The 15,807-nt window shown below is 45.5% G+C and carries 16 protein-coding genes and 1 tRNA gene; 14 read left to right on the forward strand and 3 right to left on the reverse strand.

What is annotated here, in order from left to right; all coding sequences use genetic code 11:
- Positions 1-88: 88 nt before the first annotated feature.
- The 6 genes from LWP20_RS01530 to LWP20_RS01555 all read left to right on the forward strand — a co-directional run bounded on the left by LWP20_RS01530 (position 89) and on the right by LWP20_RS01555 (position 6,463).
- On the forward strand, positions 89-505 hold the full coding sequence (locus tag LWP20_RS01530) for a hypothetical protein (RefSeq protein WP_242926349.1): 417 nt from the start codon (positions 89-91) through the stop codon (positions 503-505).
- Positions 506-806: 301 nt separating this feature from the next.
- Positions 807-1,559, forward strand: coding sequence for a tRNA pseudouridine(38-40) synthase TruA (truA, locus tag LWP20_RS01535; RefSeq protein WP_242926350.1), 753 nt, complete (start codon positions 807-809; stop codon positions 1,557-1,559).
- 14 nt (positions 1,560-1,573) lie between these two features.
- On the forward strand, positions 1,574-2,857 hold the full coding sequence (locus tag LWP20_RS01540; RefSeq protein WP_242926351.1) for a cystathionine gamma-synthase family protein: 1,284 nt from the start codon (positions 1,574-1,576) through the stop codon (positions 2,855-2,857).
- Positions 2,858-3,486: 629 nt separating this feature from the next.
- Positions 3,487-5,256, forward strand: a complete 1,770-nt coding sequence (locus LWP20_RS01545) for an ABC transporter ATP-binding protein (protein WP_242926352.1) — start codon at positions 3,487-3,489, stop codon at positions 5,254-5,256.
- Positions 5,253-5,771, forward strand: coding sequence for a GyrI-like domain-containing protein (locus LWP20_RS01550; protein WP_242926353.1), 519 nt, complete (start codon positions 5,253-5,255; stop codon positions 5,769-5,771). Before LWP20_RS01545 ends, LWP20_RS01550 begins: the two co-directional genes overlap by 4 nt.
- Before the next feature lie 80 nt (positions 5,772-5,851).
- Positions 5,852-6,463, forward strand: a complete 612-nt coding sequence (locus LWP20_RS01555; protein WP_242926354.1) for a TetR/AcrR family transcriptional regulator — start codon at positions 5,852-5,854, stop codon at positions 6,461-6,463.
- A gap of 10 nt (positions 6,464-6,473) precedes the next feature.
- Here LWP20_RS01555 and LWP20_RS01560 read toward each other — a convergent pair whose 3' ends face one another.
- Complete coding sequence (locus LWP20_RS01560) at positions 6,474-6,890, reverse strand: hypothetical protein (protein ID WP_242926355.1); 417 nt, start codon at positions 6,888-6,890, stop codon at positions 6,474-6,476.
- A 138-nt stretch (positions 6,891-7,028) separates the two neighbouring features.
- Positions 7,029-8,813, reverse strand: a complete 1,785-nt coding sequence (locus tag LWP20_RS01565; RefSeq protein WP_242926356.1) for an ABC transporter ATP-binding protein — start codon at positions 8,811-8,813, stop codon at positions 7,029-7,031.
- A 152-nt stretch (positions 8,814-8,965) separates the two neighbouring features.
- On the opposite strand from LWP20_RS01565, the gene LWP20_RS01570 reads away from it, so the two are divergent.
- The 8 genes from LWP20_RS01570 to coaE all read left to right on the forward strand — a co-directional run bounded on the left by LWP20_RS01570 (position 8,966) and on the right by coaE (position 15,361).
- Entirely contained in the window at positions 8,966-10,066 is a 1,101-nt protein-coding gene (locus LWP20_RS01570; protein WP_242926357.1) for a Glu/Leu/Phe/Val family dehydrogenase, read from the forward strand.
- Between the two features lie 226 nt (positions 10,067-10,292).
- The gene (nusB, locus tag LWP20_RS01575; protein ID WP_242926358.1) at positions 10,293-11,465 is read left to right on the forward strand and encodes a transcription antitermination factor NusB; all 1,173 of its coding nucleotides are present in this window, start codon (positions 10,293-10,295) and stop codon (positions 11,463-11,465) included.
- A 91-nt stretch (positions 11,466-11,556) separates the two neighbouring features.
- A complete protein-coding gene (locus LWP20_RS01580) occupies positions 11,557-11,862 on the forward strand; it encodes a YtxH domain-containing protein (RefSeq protein WP_242926359.1) in 306 nt (101 codons plus the stop codon).
- Positions 11,863-11,865: 3 nt separating this feature from the next.
- Positions 11,866-12,864, forward strand: coding sequence for an isocitrate/isopropylmalate dehydrogenase family protein (locus tag LWP20_RS01585; RefSeq protein WP_242926360.1), 999 nt, complete (start codon positions 11,866-11,868; stop codon positions 12,862-12,864).
- Between the two features lie 27 nt (positions 12,865-12,891).
- Positions 12,892-13,437, forward strand: a complete 546-nt coding sequence (locus LWP20_RS01590) for a DUF1573 domain-containing protein (protein WP_242926361.1) — start codon at positions 12,892-12,894, stop codon at positions 13,435-13,437.
- 30 nt (positions 13,438-13,467) lie between these two features.
- Positions 13,468-13,770, forward strand: coding sequence for a preprotein translocase subunit YajC (gene yajC, locus LWP20_RS01595; protein ID WP_242926362.1), 303 nt, complete (start codon positions 13,468-13,470; stop codon positions 13,768-13,770).
- Positions 13,771-13,878: 108 nt separating this feature from the next.
- Complete coding sequence (locus LWP20_RS01600) at positions 13,879-14,760, forward strand: hypothetical protein (protein WP_242926363.1); 882 nt, start codon at positions 13,879-13,881, stop codon at positions 14,758-14,760.
- Between the two features lie 4 nt (positions 14,761-14,764).
- Positions 14,765-15,361 (forward strand): dephospho-CoA kinase, encoded by a 597-nt coding sequence (gene coaE / locus LWP20_RS01605; RefSeq protein WP_242926364.1) that lies wholly within the window; start codon positions 14,765-14,767, stop codon positions 15,359-15,361.
- A 186-nt stretch (positions 15,362-15,547) separates the two neighbouring features.
- On the opposite strand, the gene LWP20_RS01610 is transcribed toward coaE, so the two are convergent.
- Positions 15,548-15,622 (reverse strand) — tRNA-Val (locus tag LWP20_RS01610).
- Between the last annotated feature and the right edge of the window lie 185 nt (positions 15,623-15,807).

Consider the following 15,807-nt stretch of genomic DNA (forward strand, 5'->3'; position numbering starts at 1 on the left):
TTGCTTTTAATTAATGCTTGAATATAGCAATTCCTAATTTCTGGCACTTGCTTTGCCTGTGTATCATCAAACCTTAAAACAAAAGCTTATGAAAAAGTTGATGACACTCGCATTGGTAGGTATAATGGCTTTTGCTACGCAGGCCGCCACCGCCGCAGACCATGATCATGATAAGGGCAAAGGGCATAAAAAAGGTAAACCTTCTTTTGTAGATAAAAAGCACCGCGCGCATGCTCAATGGAAGCGCGAAAAAGAACACGAAAAATACAGAAAGTATAACGACAAAGATCGGCGCGACTGCGACCATGACCACGATGATGACAGGTATGAGCGCAGAAGAGACAACGATAGATATGAAGATCGTAGAAGAGATGATGATCGCAGAAGAAACGATGACCGTTGGGAACAACAGCGCCGCGAAGAGCAGCGCCGTCGTGATAACAGCGGCCGTGGTATAGGCGATATTATTCTGGATGGAGTAAAAGACGGCCAAACCCGACAGTAACGAAGCGATTTAAAGAAGACTATTATCTTTTCAGTAGCGGCAGCCCGGTAAGGCTGCCGCTGCTGTTTTACCGGCAACTCATCAAAAATTAACAAGCATGAAGGCTTGCACAAGGGATTTATAAACGGTGATTTCTAGAAAGGAGGAATCTGGTAAGCCGGGAACAATAACCAAAGTATGGGCCAGCCGGTGGATACAAAGTATGGCGGGGCGATTAATAATGACATCATGTTCAACTAAATCCGCTACTAGTTCTGTCTTATTTTACTCCACTATTAAATTGAAATGATAACTTTGCCGCATGCGGTATTTTTTAGAGATAGCCTATGATGGCACCCGTTTTCATGGTTGGCAGGTACAGCCTAATGCATTATCGGTGCAGGAGGTGCTGGATGATTGTTTAAGCAAAGTATTACGCCAGCCAATCAGCTCTACAGGCAGCGGCCGCACCGATACTGGCGTGCACGCAAGTCAGCAGTTTGTACACTTTGATGTAGCGCAGCAACTTGACACCGAGCAGATGGTTTACCGCTTTAACCGCTTACTGCCTGATGATGTTGTAGCCCGGAACTTATACCTTGTGCCAGACGAGGCACATGCCCGCTTCGATGCTTTCGCGAGAACGTATCATTACCACATCATGCTCGCTAAAAATCCATTCAAGCGCTATTATGCCACCTATCTTAACAGGTTGCCCGATGTTGAGAAAATGAACCAGGCGGCGGCTATACTTCTGAAATATGAAGATTTTACCACTTTCTCTAAAGTAAAAGGCGATACCAAGCACTATAACTGCAATATCTACGAGGCGGCATGGAGCCAGGAAGGAGAGGAGTTGCGGTTTACGATCCGGGCAAACAGGTTTTTGCGAGGTATGGTGCGCCTGGTAGTAGGTACCCTGCTCGATGTTGGCCGGGGTAAACTTACAGTAGAGGGCTTTGAGGAGGTAATTGCCAGCCAGGACCGCAGCAAGGCAAGCGGAGCGGCACCTGCCGAGGGTTTATACTTAGCCAAAGTAGAATACCCGGAGCATCTTTTCCAGAAATCAACCTAAAACAAACTATAACCATGCAATTGGAAGAAGACCATCGTGGGCCGCACCTAAACGGAAAACACCTGCGGCCAGAAAGTTTAATGATGAGTTACGGTTACAACCCCGAGTGGTCGGAGATGGCCGTAAAAGCACCAATCTACCAAACTTCTACCTTTGTTTTTAAAACAGCTGAAGAAGGAAAAGCATTTTTTGAGCTGGCATACGGCCTGCGCGATAAGAACGCGGAAGAGCAAATGGGCCTTATCTACAGCCGCCTCAACAACCCCGACCTCGAAATTTTAGAGAACCGCCTCCGCTTCTGGGATGGTGCCGAAGATGCGGCAGTGTTTGCCAGCGGTATGGCTGCCATCAGCACCTCGCTGCTAGCCTTGCTTAAGCCCGGCGACGTGATCCTGCACAGCGAGCCAATTTACGGCGGCTCCGATTATTACATCAAAAACATACTTCCTAAGTTTGGCATACAAAGTATAGGTTTCCGGGCAAATGCCACTGCCCAGGAAGTAGAACAATTGCTCGAAGAAACTGGTGTGGCTGGTAAACTGGCCATGATTTATGTAGAAACACCAGCCAACCCTACCAACCACCTTGTTGATATTGAAGCCTGCTCGGCACTGGCTAAGAAACATTCTACTGCTGATAAAAAAGTGATCGTGGCGGTAGATAATACCTTCTTGGGGCCGGTGTTCTCGCACCCGTTAAAGCACGGTGCTGATCTTATACTTTACTCCGCTACCAAGTATATCGGTGGCCACTCTGACCTGATTGCCGGAGCTTGCTTAGGTTCTGCTCCGCTCATGAAACAGGTAAAGGCCATGCGTACATTTATGGGTTCTATGGCCAGCCCCTGGACCGGCTGGATGCTGATGCGCTCGCTGGAAACATTAAAGATACGTATGGAAGCGCAGGCGAAAGGTGCCGAAACTGTAGCTGCCTACCTGAAGCAGCACCCGAAAGTAGAAAAGATCTATTACCTGGGCTATTTGCAGGACAACCCGCAACAGCAGGCTATTTATGAAAAGCAATGCACCTCAGCTGGTTCTATGATCGCATTTGATATAAAAGGCGGTGAAAGAGAAGCATTCCTGTTCCTGAACAATCTGAAGCTCATAAAACTGGCTGTAAGCTTAGGCGGCACTGAATCGCTTGCCGAACACCCGGCCTCTATGACGCACTCCGATATTTGTCTTGCCGACAGAACGGTGATGGGTATAGGCGAGGGCATGGTTCGCATTTCGGTAGGCGTAGAGCACCCTGAAGATATTATTTCTGATATAGAGCAAGCGCTGGCTAAAGTATAAATCTAGGTTAGGATTTAGAGAGGCTGAAGCTATACTTAGTTTCAGCCTTTTTATTTTATAGTTGCTAGTTATCCAGCTACTCCTGCTGTTTCACCTCACTCTAATCTTCATCTTAAGGAGAGGGGCCGACCTTTTATACTTTGGAAGTATAAGTTTCATGGCTTCTGTACAAACACCCCTGTAGTCCCCTCAAGGGGACAGTTGTTTCTAGTTGCATAGCTGCTTGCTATCGAATCTGATTTCCCAGTCCTAGGGTTGAGCGCCTCGAGAGGTTCCGGTGCCTGAAAAGGCATTATGACGTTAGGAGCAAAGGAAGCGAAAGCAGCGCGATGCCTTTATCGAGGGCCCCTACCCCCAGGACGAGCCCTCGCGGGCTTGGAGCTAGCCATAGTAAACTATAAAATGATTGGCCTTGTAAGACTGAGGAAAACACTAAGGATAGAAGTATAGCTTGTTCGAATGAAGTATACACATCAACTAAGCAACTATAAACTTCCATTACAAAACCAGTACTCTGCAGCAAAACCCTTAACTTTACAATCGGTTAGAAGCCAGCATTCGTATGTACAAAATTGCGCTGCTACTGCGGGCTATACTTGCTAAACCATAACAAAAGCAGAATTCCTACTTTGGACGATAAACCTAAAAATACAGGTAAAGTATTTGATGCCGACGTGCTGCAAAGGCTCTTTACGTTCGTGAAGCCGTATGTGCGCATCTTCTACTTTATCATATTCCTGACCTTTGCCTCGGCTATACTTGCAGCCGTGCGCCCTTTCCTGATCCAATATACTGTAGACCATGAAATCCTGCAGAACGACTGGGAAGGGCTGAACAAAATGTTCGTGATACTGGGCGTTTTGCTGGTGGTGCATGCCATTGTGCAATACCTGCATACATACTTTGCCGGCTGGCTGGGGCAGCACGTGGTGCGCGATATTCGTGTGCAGCTTTATCGCCATATACTTAACCTGCGCCTCAAGTTTTTTGACCGCACCCCAATTGGTACGCTGGTAACCCGCAACGTGTCGGATGTGGAAACGCTGTCGGATGTATTCAGCGAAGGCCTTGCTGCTATGATCGGTGATATCCTGCAGCTGGTATTTATACTTGGTTTCATGTTCTACATCGATTGGGAGCTGACACTGGTAAGCCTTTCTACACTGCCTATTATGTTGTTCAGTACCTATGTGTTCAAAGAAAAGATCAAGAGCACGTTCCAGGAGGTTCGTACGGCGGTGGCCAAGCTAAACTCCTTTGTGCAGGAACATATAACAGGTATGAGCATCGTGCAGATCTTCAACAACGAGAAGCGCGAGATGGAGAAGTTCAAGGAGATAAACAAAGAGCATACAAAAGCCAATATCCGTTCTGTACTTTACTACTCTATTTACTTTCCTGTAGCAGAAATTATTGGCGCAGCCGGTCTTGGCTTGCTGGTATGGTATGGTGCCTATGGTGTTATAAACGATAACGTATCGTTGGGTACGCTGATGGCTTTTATACTTTACATCCAGATGTTCTTCCGACCGATACGCATGATTGCTGACCGCTTTAACACACTGCAGTTGGGTGTGGTAAGTACCGAACGACTGATGCGCCTGCTCGATAGCAAAGAAATGATTGCTGATAATGGAACATTTGCTCCTGAAACTATAAAAGGTGACGTGGCTTTCCGGGATGTATGGTTTGCTTACAACGATGAAGAGTGGGTGCTGCGCAATATTTCCTTTGATGTAAAGGCCGGCGAAACAGTCGCTTTTGTAGGCGCAACCGGTGCTGGTAAAACTTCCGTCATCAACCTGCTCAACCGTTTCTATGAGATCAATGGCGGGCATATTCTGGTAGATGGCCACGACCTGAAAGAGTTTGATCTGAGTGTGCTCCGCCACCACATTGGTGTAGTGTTGCAGGATGTTTTCCTTTTCTCGGGCACCATTGCCGATAACATCAGCTTAGGAAATAAAAGTATAACTGAAGAACAGATGTGGCATGCTGCCGATCTGGTGGGCGCACGCAAGTTTATTGAACGGTTGCCGGGTGGCTTGCACTACCAGGTAATGGAGCGCGGTGCTACACTTTCGGTAGGCCAGCGCCAGCTTATTTCGTTTGTGCGCGCTATGGTGTATAATCCAAAGATCATTATTCTGGACGAGGCTACTTCCAGCGTTGATTCCGAAACCGAAGAACTGATACAGTTTGCGATTGAGCAGCTTATGCGCGGCCGTACTTCCATCGTTATCGCACACCGTTTATCAACCATACAAAAAGCAGATAAAATTATTGTAATGGACCGAGGCGAAATAAAAGAAACGGGCAACCACGAAGAGTTGCTGCGCCACAACGGCTATTACGCCCAGCTGTACCAGATGCAGTACAAGAACATGATCGACTTATGAAAAAATTTCTCTACGTAGTGGTTGGTATTGCCATCCTTGGGATGGTATTTTATACTTATATGGGCGGTTTTGCTACCCCTGAAGTAAAGGTTACCACCTCCGAAACAAAGTATATCGCGGGCCAGCCATTTAGTGGTTCTGTAAAAGATGAAGCCTTGGGCAAAGCTTTTCAGCGGGCAGCCGAAGTGGTAGATAAAAAGGAATTGCAAGGTGTACTGGGCAGCATTTACTACAACGACCCCGACAAAACCAGCGATAGTTTGAAAGCTTTTATTGGGGTGATCGTTCCGGACAAAAATGTGGTTTTGCCTGCCGGGTTTGAGCTGAGAACTATACCAGGCGGAAAAAAAGTAGTGCACGCCGAAGTAGAGGCAAGTATAGCTATGGCCCCAAAGCGCCTGTACGCGGCTGTTTTTGATTACGCCAAAGAAGAAAAGCTGAAACTGGAAACGTTTTATGTAGAGTGGTTTCCGGAGGAGAAGCGTGGCGTAGTGGAGGTGCCGATAAAGCAGTAGCCGGAAGTTGCAAGTATAGATTTATACTTTATCTTTGAGATAAGGGAGCCAGTTTGGCTTCGATAGCTAATTTAACCACAGTGGGTACTAAAGCAGAGGCAAAAAAAGAGCAGATACTGGAGGCGGCCAAATCCGTTTTCGGTAAGCTGGGCTACAGCAAAGCTACACTCGATGATATTGCCCAGGCTATCGGATTAAAGAAACCCACGCTTTACTATTACTACAAAAATAAGGAAGTACTTTTTATAGAGGCCTTTTCGCAGGAGTGGAAAGACAGCCTGTACCGGATAAAAAAAATTGCTGAAGAGGAATCCGATCCACACCAGCGCCTGCTGTTATACATTCAATCCTCGTTGCGTTATTACCAGGAAATTGTAACACAGCACACCATTTCCATTAAAGTGCTTATAGAAACGCGCAGCCTTTTCCAGACACTTTTCAAAGAATCGAGGGCCAAAGAGGCCAACTTTTATACCAGCGTAATTAAGGAAGGTATAAGCAGCGGCGTGTTCATACCTTGCGAGGCCGAACGTGTGGGCAACTCCATTATGGTAGTAAAAGACCTGATCCAGTTCGATGAATTTGAAAGGGTGTACTATCAGCAGCTGCCAACAATAAATTTCCAGAAAATAGAGCAGGATGTACTGTTTACGGTAGGGCTTATACTTAACGGCATCAGCAGCAAAGTATAAACTGGTGTTTTTACGCCTGTTGGCTTGCTTTAAACGCGTCTAGCTTGGCACGCAGGGCATCTACATCGGCGTGGTGGCCTTTGGCTATTTCGGCAGCTTCCAGTTCCATCAGCATGTCTTTCATCTGCTTCAGGTAGGCAGCTTTATCTTTTTTCAGGCAGCCCTTGTGGTGGTCGTTGCAATTGCCATCCTGGTCCATTGGTTTAAACATACTGCCTTCGCCGTAAATGATCCACTGTGGGTTCAGGTCCTGGAAGTGTTTCAGAATGCCAACCAGCTCATCCAGCATATAGTTTTTGCCGCAGATAATGTTCTCCAACATGTCTGTCGGCGCACCCGTTATCTTTTCCAGATCATTAAGCTCCAACTCCTTCAGGTGGGTATAAAAACGGAATCGTTTACCAATTTGCTGTAAGTCAATAGCCATAGATTGATATAGTTATGTTTGATAGATAAGCCTCTATACGTACCTATAACAGAATCTGTAGCAAAAAATTCCTGAGAAGTGTGGTAAATGTGCAAGCGCAGGTAATTATAGGGCTAAGCAAGGCGCTGATTTAGTGAGTTATACTGAATCTTCGGACTGCAATTGGCGCTCGTAAAGTACCTTGTATAAGCCTTGCTGGTTAATAAGTTCTTCGTGTGTGCCATGTTGTACGATCTCGCCATCATCCAGCACCAGAATGCGGTCAGCCAGTTTTACCGACGAAACTCTGTGTGAAATAATGATGGAAGTACGATTGGCCATAATGCGGCGCAAGCTGTTCAGTATAGCATCCTCAGTCTTGGTATCAACTGCCGAAAGCGAATCATCAAGTATAAGTATACTTGGCTCTCGTACTAAGGCCCGGGCAATAGAAACACGCTGCTTCTGGCCCCCAGATAAGGTAATGCCACGCTCACCTAATTTAGTCTCAAACTTCTCAGGGAAGCGCATAATGTTTTCATACACATCCGCATCTTTGGAGGCCTGTACCATTTGGGCCTCGGTTATACTTGGCAGGCCAAAGCCAATATTATTCCGGATCGAGTCGGAGAACAAGAACACATCCTGCGGTACGTAGCCTATCTGGCTGCGAAGGCTTTCAAGGTTATAATCACGCACGTCAACGCCATCAATTAAAATGCGCCCTTTAGTGGTATCATACATACGCGGCAGCAGGTTAGCAATGGTGCTTTTGCCTGAGCCAGTGTTGCCAATAACCGCCAGCGTTTCGCCATGCTGAATGCGGAACGAAATATTTTTCAGGGCCTGAATGTGCGTGTCAGGGTAAATGAAATCCACATGCTCAAAAACAATATCGCCTTTAATGGGCTTGCTGATGTTTTCCCGTGAAACGATGTCGTTTTGTGTGTGCAGGAACTCGTTAATGCGTGCCTGCGAAGCGGCAGCCCGTTGCACCAGACTGGCCGTCCAGCCAAGCGAAGTAACCGGCCACGTAAGCATGTTCACGTAAATGATAAACTCGGCAATGTTACCCGGCGTGATGGTGCCGTTAATAACCTCCTGCCCGCCAATATAAACCGTGATGATCGTGCTCAGGCCCACCAGGAAAAGCACCAGCGGAAAGAAGAGCGAGTTTACAAAGTTCAGGTCCAGCGATTTGTCTTTATACACATTGCTGGCAGTAGTAAAGTTATTGTGCGAGTCGTCTTCGCGCACAAAAGATTTAAGTACCCGGATGCCGGAAAAAGCTTCCTGCACAAATGTGGTTATACCTGAAAGGCTCTTTTGTATCTCGTCGGATTTGCGCTCTATGATGTTGTTTACATAATAAATGCTGATGGCAAGTATAGGCAATGGTATCAATGTATACATGGTCAGTTTCACGTTTACAGACAGCATGTAGGGGATCACCATCACAAAAAGCACCACCAGGTTTATACCATACATAATGGCTGGGCCTACATACATGCGCACACGGCTCACATCTTCTGATATGCGCGACATCAGGTCGCCGGTGTTGTTTTTGCGGTAAAAGCTGAGGGGCAGGCTCTGGTAGTGTTCGTAAATTTCGTTCTTGAGGTCGTTCTCTATCAGGCGGCTCATCACAATTATAGTTTGCCGCACAAAAAATAGGAAAACACCCCGCAACAACGCCATCAATAATATGATCACGCCGTACACGAGAATGCTATTCGCGAAAATATCATAAACCAAAGTTTGCTGGTTCAAGCCATCGTACAGGCTGTGCAGGCTGATGCCTTCCCGGATCAGGTTAAAGGCATGGCGCACTACCTGTGCCGGCAGGATCTGGAAAAAGTTGGAAATAATAGTAAACAGCAGGCCCAGCAAGAGCCTGTATTTATACTTGAGCAGGTATTTATTTAGATAGCGTAATGATTTCACTTTTTAAAGCTAAGCCTGATGGCTTTTACGTGGAGTTAGTAAGTACAAATTGAATTAATCAAAAAAAGATTTAATTTTGCAGCGCGAAACAGGGGCTTGTCATACTTGTCTCATGCACACAAAGATAGAATAACACTTAATCAATTTCATAAATGGTCGAAATTAAAGAAGTAGAACTGAAGAAAGAGAACTCGATCTTCGGTCAGATTTCAGAATACAATCACGAAAAAGTTGTTTTCTGCCATGACCACGAGACTGGCTTAAAAGCCATCATCGGTATCCACAATACAGTACTTGGCCCGGCGTTGGGTGGTACGCGTATGTGGTCTTATGCTTCTGATGCAGAGGCGCTTGATGATGTTCTTCGTCTTTCGAGAGGTATGACCTACAAAGCTGCTATCTCTGGCCTTAATCTGGGTGGTGGTAAGGCTGTGATCATCGGTGATGCTAAAAAAGATAAAACTGAGGCTCTGATGCGCCGTTATGGCCGTTTTGTTAAGAACCTGAATGGTGCTTATATCACTGCAGAAGACGTAGGAACCACTACAAAAGATATGGAGTACATCAAGATGGAAACAGATCACGTAGCTGGTTTGCCTGAAGCTGTTGGCGGTAGCGGAGACCCTTCTCCTGTAACGGCTTATGGTACTTATATGGGTATGAAAGCCGCAGCTAAAAAAGCTTACGGTTCTGATTCACTTTCTGGTAAAAAGATTTCTGTGCAGGGTGTTGGCCACGTTGGTGGTTACCTGGTAGAGCTGCTTGCTAAAGAAAATGCTCAGGTTTTCATTACGGATATTTATGAAGACCGCCTGAAAGAGATCTCAACAAAGTATGGCGCTAAAGTAGTGGGTATGGATGAGATCTATGACCTGGATGTAGACATCTACGCACCATGCGCACTTGGCGGAACTGTAAACGATAACACAATTGAGCGTTTGAAGTGCCAGATTATTGCTGGTAGCGCAAACAACCAGCTACGTGATGAGACAGTGCACGGACCAGCGCTTATCGAGCGTGGCATTTTCTATGCGCCGGACTTCCTTATCAATGCTGGTGGCTTAATTAATGTATACTCTGAGCTGCAGGGCTACAACCGCGAAAGCGCTTATGCCCAGACAGAACGTATCTACGGTTATACTCTGGATATTTTTGAACTTGCTGAGAAAGAAGGTATCTATACGCAGCTTGCAGCTACCAAGCTGGCTGAGAAGCGTATCCAGAGCATCGGTAAAGTGCACTCAACTTACTAAGCAATACTTAGTATAACTACCGTTTAAGTCAAAAGTGCTGCATAATCTGTGGCACTTTTGCTTTAAACGTATTTAAACAGAAACGGAACTATAAACAGCCTGCCTTGCATTCTGATTTATAGTTGAGAAGCGGCAGCTGAAAATGCTCCGTTATTTATACTTTGCGCCATATGCGCATTTTAAAGAGTACACAATAACAACACTATACGTTCTTTATAATACCAATATGCTCAACCGCAGAACACTACGAATCAAGGCAATGCAAGCGATCTATGCCTATAAGCAGGCCGAAGGTTCAGATTATCTGCTGGCGTTAGACCAGATAAGCGATGATTTTGCACCAGACCTTAACTCAATGGAGGTGCAGGACAAGAAGCTGCTCGAAGGTAAAAAGCAGATAGCTCAGCTGCTTTTTAAGGAATGGCACGAAACACGCCAGTTCGAGACAGAGGAAACAGATAAAGAGATAATCGATGCGGTAAACAGAGCGATCGTGTACTACCAGAATCTCATCAAAAAAGATTTTAAGGGCTACGGCAACCAGATGCTGAGTGCTGTAGAGCGCATCTACGACCATTACCTGGGTTCGCTGCAGATTCTTCAGGTGCTGGTAAATCTTATTGAGGAAGAGGAAGACAAAAAAGAAAAACGTTTTACGGCTGCAAGTGGCCCTGATGTGAAACGCTTCCTGAATAACCGCCTGGTTCAGCGCCTGCTCAGCAACAAATCATACCTGGATAATATCATCCGCCGCAACATCAGCTGGGGTTCTGATATAAGCGATATCAAGTCGGCTTATAAGAACATTCTGAAGCAGGATGAGGTCTTCCTGAACTACCTGGCACTGCCTGCGCCAACCCTTTCAGACGACTTCGAGATCGTTAAACATATTTTCAAAAACATTATCTTTAAAGAAAAAAACTTACAATCTTTGTTTGAAGAGCAGGACCTGAATTGGGTAGAGAACAAAGCCATTGTAAAGAGCCTGGTAAATAAAACCATCAAGGTTTTTAGCGAGGAGACCGAAGAAGAGCCTGTGTTGCTGGAGCTTTCTGCAAACTGGGAAGACGATAAAGCTTTCTTTGAAGAGCTTTACAACCAGACCTTGCAGGACGATGCAAAGTATGAGGCCATGATTGCCGCCAGCGTAAAGAACTGGGATGTAGAGCGTGTAGCCCTGCTCGATAAAATTATACTTAAGATGGCGCTTTGTGAAATGTTCATCTTCCGTAGCATACCAGTAAAAGTAACCATCAACGAGTATATCGAGATATCCAAGCTATACAGCACACCTAAAAGCAAGCAATTTATTAACGGCGTGCTGGATAAAATGGCACAGGAACTCGCTACCAAAGGAGAGATTCGTAAGTCAGGCCGTGGCCTTATCGATAATAAATAACCTTAGGCAGGCATTATGCCGGCCAATTAGGTAAAATTGCCGTAAAAGGCACAAAATAGATTATCCGACATATTAGAATATATAAGAAACCATGGGTAAGAAAACCAACACCTTATTAGCCTTTATGTCAGGCGCCGCCGTTGGGGCTGCTGCAGGCCTTTTGTTCGCTCCTGAAAAAGGAAGAGAAACACGCAGCTGGCTTAGCTACCGTCTGGAAAAATACCGCGACACACTTGCCGATTTACTGGAGCAACTGGTGGATAACCGCAACATGTTGCCAACCACAGCAAAATCAGAAGGCCAGCGTGTGATTCAGGATGCCAAAGACAAGGCTGAGAAACTTTTAGGCGATGTAGATTCGCTTATTAATGAGATTAATAGCAGGAAAGAAATTTAAAGCATGAGACAAGTTACGCTTATTCCCGGCGACGGGATAGGACCGGAAATTACCGAGGCTGTAAAAGCCATCTTCAGTGCAGCCAATGTACCTGTTACCTGGGAAGAGGAAAATGCCGGACAAACTACTTTCGATTCTATCGGGGAGTTAATTCCATCTACCCTGATCGCATCGCTGAACAAAAATAAAGTGGCGCTTAAAGGCCCAATCACAACTCCGGTTGGCAAAGGCTTTAAAAGTATAAATGTGCAGCTGCGCCAGATGTTTGACTTATACTCAAATGTGCGTCCTGCGAAAACCACAGCCGGTTTAAAAACCAAGTTCGATAATGTAAACCTGGTGCTGTTCCGCGAGAACACAGAAGGTTTATACTCTGGCCTGGAAATGTTTGACGAGCGCCTGCAGATCTCTGATTCTGTTGCCCGCCTGACGCGTGTAGGTTGCCAGAAAATTGTGCGTGCTGCATTTGAGTATGCCAGCAAGCATGGTTGCAAAAAAGTAACTGCAGTTCATAAAGCTAACATCCTGAAAAGCGCGGGCGCATTGTTCCTGGATGAGTTTCAGAAAGCTGCAAAAGAGTACCCGCACATTCAGGCTGATGACAAGATCATCGACAATATGTGCATGCAGCTGGTGGTAAAACCAGAGCAGTTTGATGTACTGGTAACTACTAACCTGTTTGGCGATATCCTGTCAGACCTTTGTGCCGGTCTTGTAGGCGGACTTGGTGTAGTGGCTGGAGCCAACATTGGTAAAGAAATGGCTATTTTTGAAGCCGTGCACGGTTCTGCCCCTGATATTGCAGGTAAAGGCATCGCCAACCCGACTGCTATGTTGCGTTCAGCTATCATGATGCTGCACCATATAGATATGAAGGACGAGGCTTACAGAATTGAAGCGGCACTGGAAGCTACGCTGGCACGCCAGGAAGAATGTACTGGCGACTTAGGCGGTAAAGCCGGCACCATGGAGTTTGCTCAAAATATTATAGCGAAACTATAGTTTTAATTGTTTAAATTGTTCTTGATTATGAAAAAGAACCTATTTTTCTCGGTTGCACTAGGCGTGGCACTTATGACTGCCAGCTGCGACCAAGCCAACACAACTGAAAATACAACTACTGATGCAACAGCTGCTACAACTACTGAGCAGCCACAGGCAGTAGCAGTTGATAACCCAAATATTGCTGCTTCTGAACCGGTAGTTGCTTCTGAAAATGCTCCTGCTTTCACGTTCAAAGAAACAGAGTATGATTTCGGTACTATAAAGCAAGGCGAGATTGTAGAACATGTTTTTGAGTTTACCAACAGTGGTAAGTCGCCGCTTATTATCGAAAGCGCATCTGCTTCTTGTGGTTGTACTGCGCCAGAATGGACAAGTGAGCCAGTAGCTCCGGGTGCTTCAGGTAAGATCAAAGTTGTTTTCAACAGCACAGGCAAAGGAGGTCAGCAAGCGCCTACAGTTACCATTCGTGCTAACACAGAGCCTAACCTGACTAAAGTATCGATGAAAGGTAACGTGCAGGCAAGTACTATGCCTACTGCAGGTGCAGAAGGACCAGTTAAATTAAACTAAGCAAAACCTCTGCAAAGAGAATAGGATAACATGCAAACAATATTTCTGCAAGCCACTACGGATGGAGGTATGCTGCCACAGCTCCTCATGTTCGGTGCCATTATACTTGTTTTTTATTTTTTCATGATCAGGCCGCAGCAAAAGAAAGCGCGCGATCAGAAGAAGTTTCGTGATGAGCTAACCAAAGGAATGAACGTTGTAACCATTGGAGGTCTGCACGGGAAACTGGTAAGTATAGAAGACGATACTGTTACCATTGAAGTGGATAAAGGCGTTCGCCTGACATTCGATAAATCAGCCATATCGGTAGAAGCCACCGCAAGGGTGAAATAAAAAACGGTACCATTGCCATTTGAGAAAGCAAGAAATATAGTTTTATGGTTTGCGAGGCCATTCAGGCCACAAACAAAGCAATACTGGCGAGTAGTATTGCTTTGTTTTGTGGCTGCCTCTACCTTCTGGCTACTTAATGCGCTTAATAAAAGCTACTCCACTCAAACTACCTACCCGGTAGCTTTTATCTATAATGATCAGAAACTGGTTGCCACCCAAGCCTTACCGGAGGAGGTTACTATAAATGTTACAGGTAAAGGCTGGAAACTGCTGCGTAAATCGCTGAGGCTGGAAGTAAAGCCGGCCGAGATCTTTATCCGTAATCTTCCAAGAAATAATTACCTGCTGGGTTCAGCCCTTCGGCCAGCCCTGGTAAATGCCATGGATGGCTTGCAGCTGAACTTTGTAATTACAGATACCCTTCATTTTCGGTTCGAGGAAAAACTAACACGTCGCATTCCGCTTAAGCTGGATCCAAAGCAGAAAATAGCGGATTCTAATTTTGCTGTTGTAGGGCAAGTAAATATCACGCCTAAATTTATCACGTTTACCGGTCCATCTTCCAAAATAGATAGTATTCCTTCGCCATACTTGTTACGGCTGCCTGAAACCGGCCTGAAAGCGCCTGCTGAGATAGAAGTGCCAATCGCTCTTAAAAATGCCCTGCTTACTTCGGATATTGAAGAAGCTATAGTAAAAGTAAATGTGAAAGAGCTGGTGCAGGAAGAGAAGCAACTGGTTGCTGAACTTATAAATGCTCCACAAGGGAAAAAGATCGTGCTATTGCCACCTCATGTACTGGTGCGTTACCAATTTCTGAACGATTCGGTAACTACGCTTAACCGCGAAGGTTTTAAAGTTATCCTGGATTTTTCAAAGTATAGCCAGCAAGACTCTACGCTGGTACCTGAACTGGTGCAAAAGCCTGCAGGTGCGCGTAACATTAAGCTTTCTCCTGTACGCGTGAGGGTGCTGACCGAATCAAACTAACTACATGCTAAAGATTGGTATAACCGGGGGCATAGGCGTTGGCAAAAGTATTGTTTGCCGCCTGTTCGAGCTGCTGGGTATTCCTGTTTACGATTCTGATGCACGCGCAAAATGGGTGATGCAACATGATGTAGCATTAAAGCAGGAGCTGCAGGATGCTTTCGGAGAAGAAGCGTATACTTTGGCAGGTGAACTTAACAGGCCATACCTGGCAAGTATAGTTTTTAATAACCCCGACCGCTTAGCAAAATTAAATGCATTGGTGCACCCGCATGTTGGCGCTGATTTCAGTAACTGGGCAAAGGCAAATGCAAAAGCGCCTTATGTATTGAAAGAAGCAGCGCTAATGTTTGAATCGGAGGCATGGCGCCAGATGGATAAGATAATAACCGTAAGCGCTCCGCTTAATGTGCGTATTAAGCGCCTGAAACAACGTGACCCCCATCGCACCGAAGCAGAAATTTTAGCTATTATCGGCAAGCAGTTGCCGGAAGAAGAAAAAATGGCTCGCGCCAACTATATCATCCACAACGACGATAAGCAACTCCTCATCCCTCAGGTGCTGCAACTGCACCAGCAATTCCTTTCTCTGTTAAAGTAATTTATACTTTAGGTTAAGCTGCATTAATAGCAAGTATACATCGCTTATACTTGCAGCAGAAGTATGTGCATTTTAAGTATAATGGCAGTTAATTAACTCTACATTAAAAAGATAGAGGCAGGGTAGGAGAGGTGTCTTGAAAAAGTATGGACATAAAAAAAGGACAACTTTTACGTTGTCCTTTTGTGGGGCGTACTGGATTCGAACCAGTGACCCCCTGCTTGTAAGGCAGGTGCTCTGAACCAGCTGAGCTAACACCCCGTTTTTTCGTTTCGTTGACCTTTTGTCCCCGTTTGATGATGCAAATATGGGGCATATTTTTTTAACTGCAAAACATTTGAAAAAAAAATTAAAAATATTTTTTGTGCCGGTGCTGCCTATTGCTCACCTCTTATTACTGCAGTACCTTTAGGTTTTGTAAGGTGCTAAAAATCTGAACTTTCCCT

The organism is Pontibacter vulgaris (assembly GCF_022758145.1).
Taxonomy (GTDB): Bacteria; Bacteroidota; Bacteroidia; order Cytophagales; family Hymenobacteraceae; genus Pontibacter; species Pontibacter vulgaris.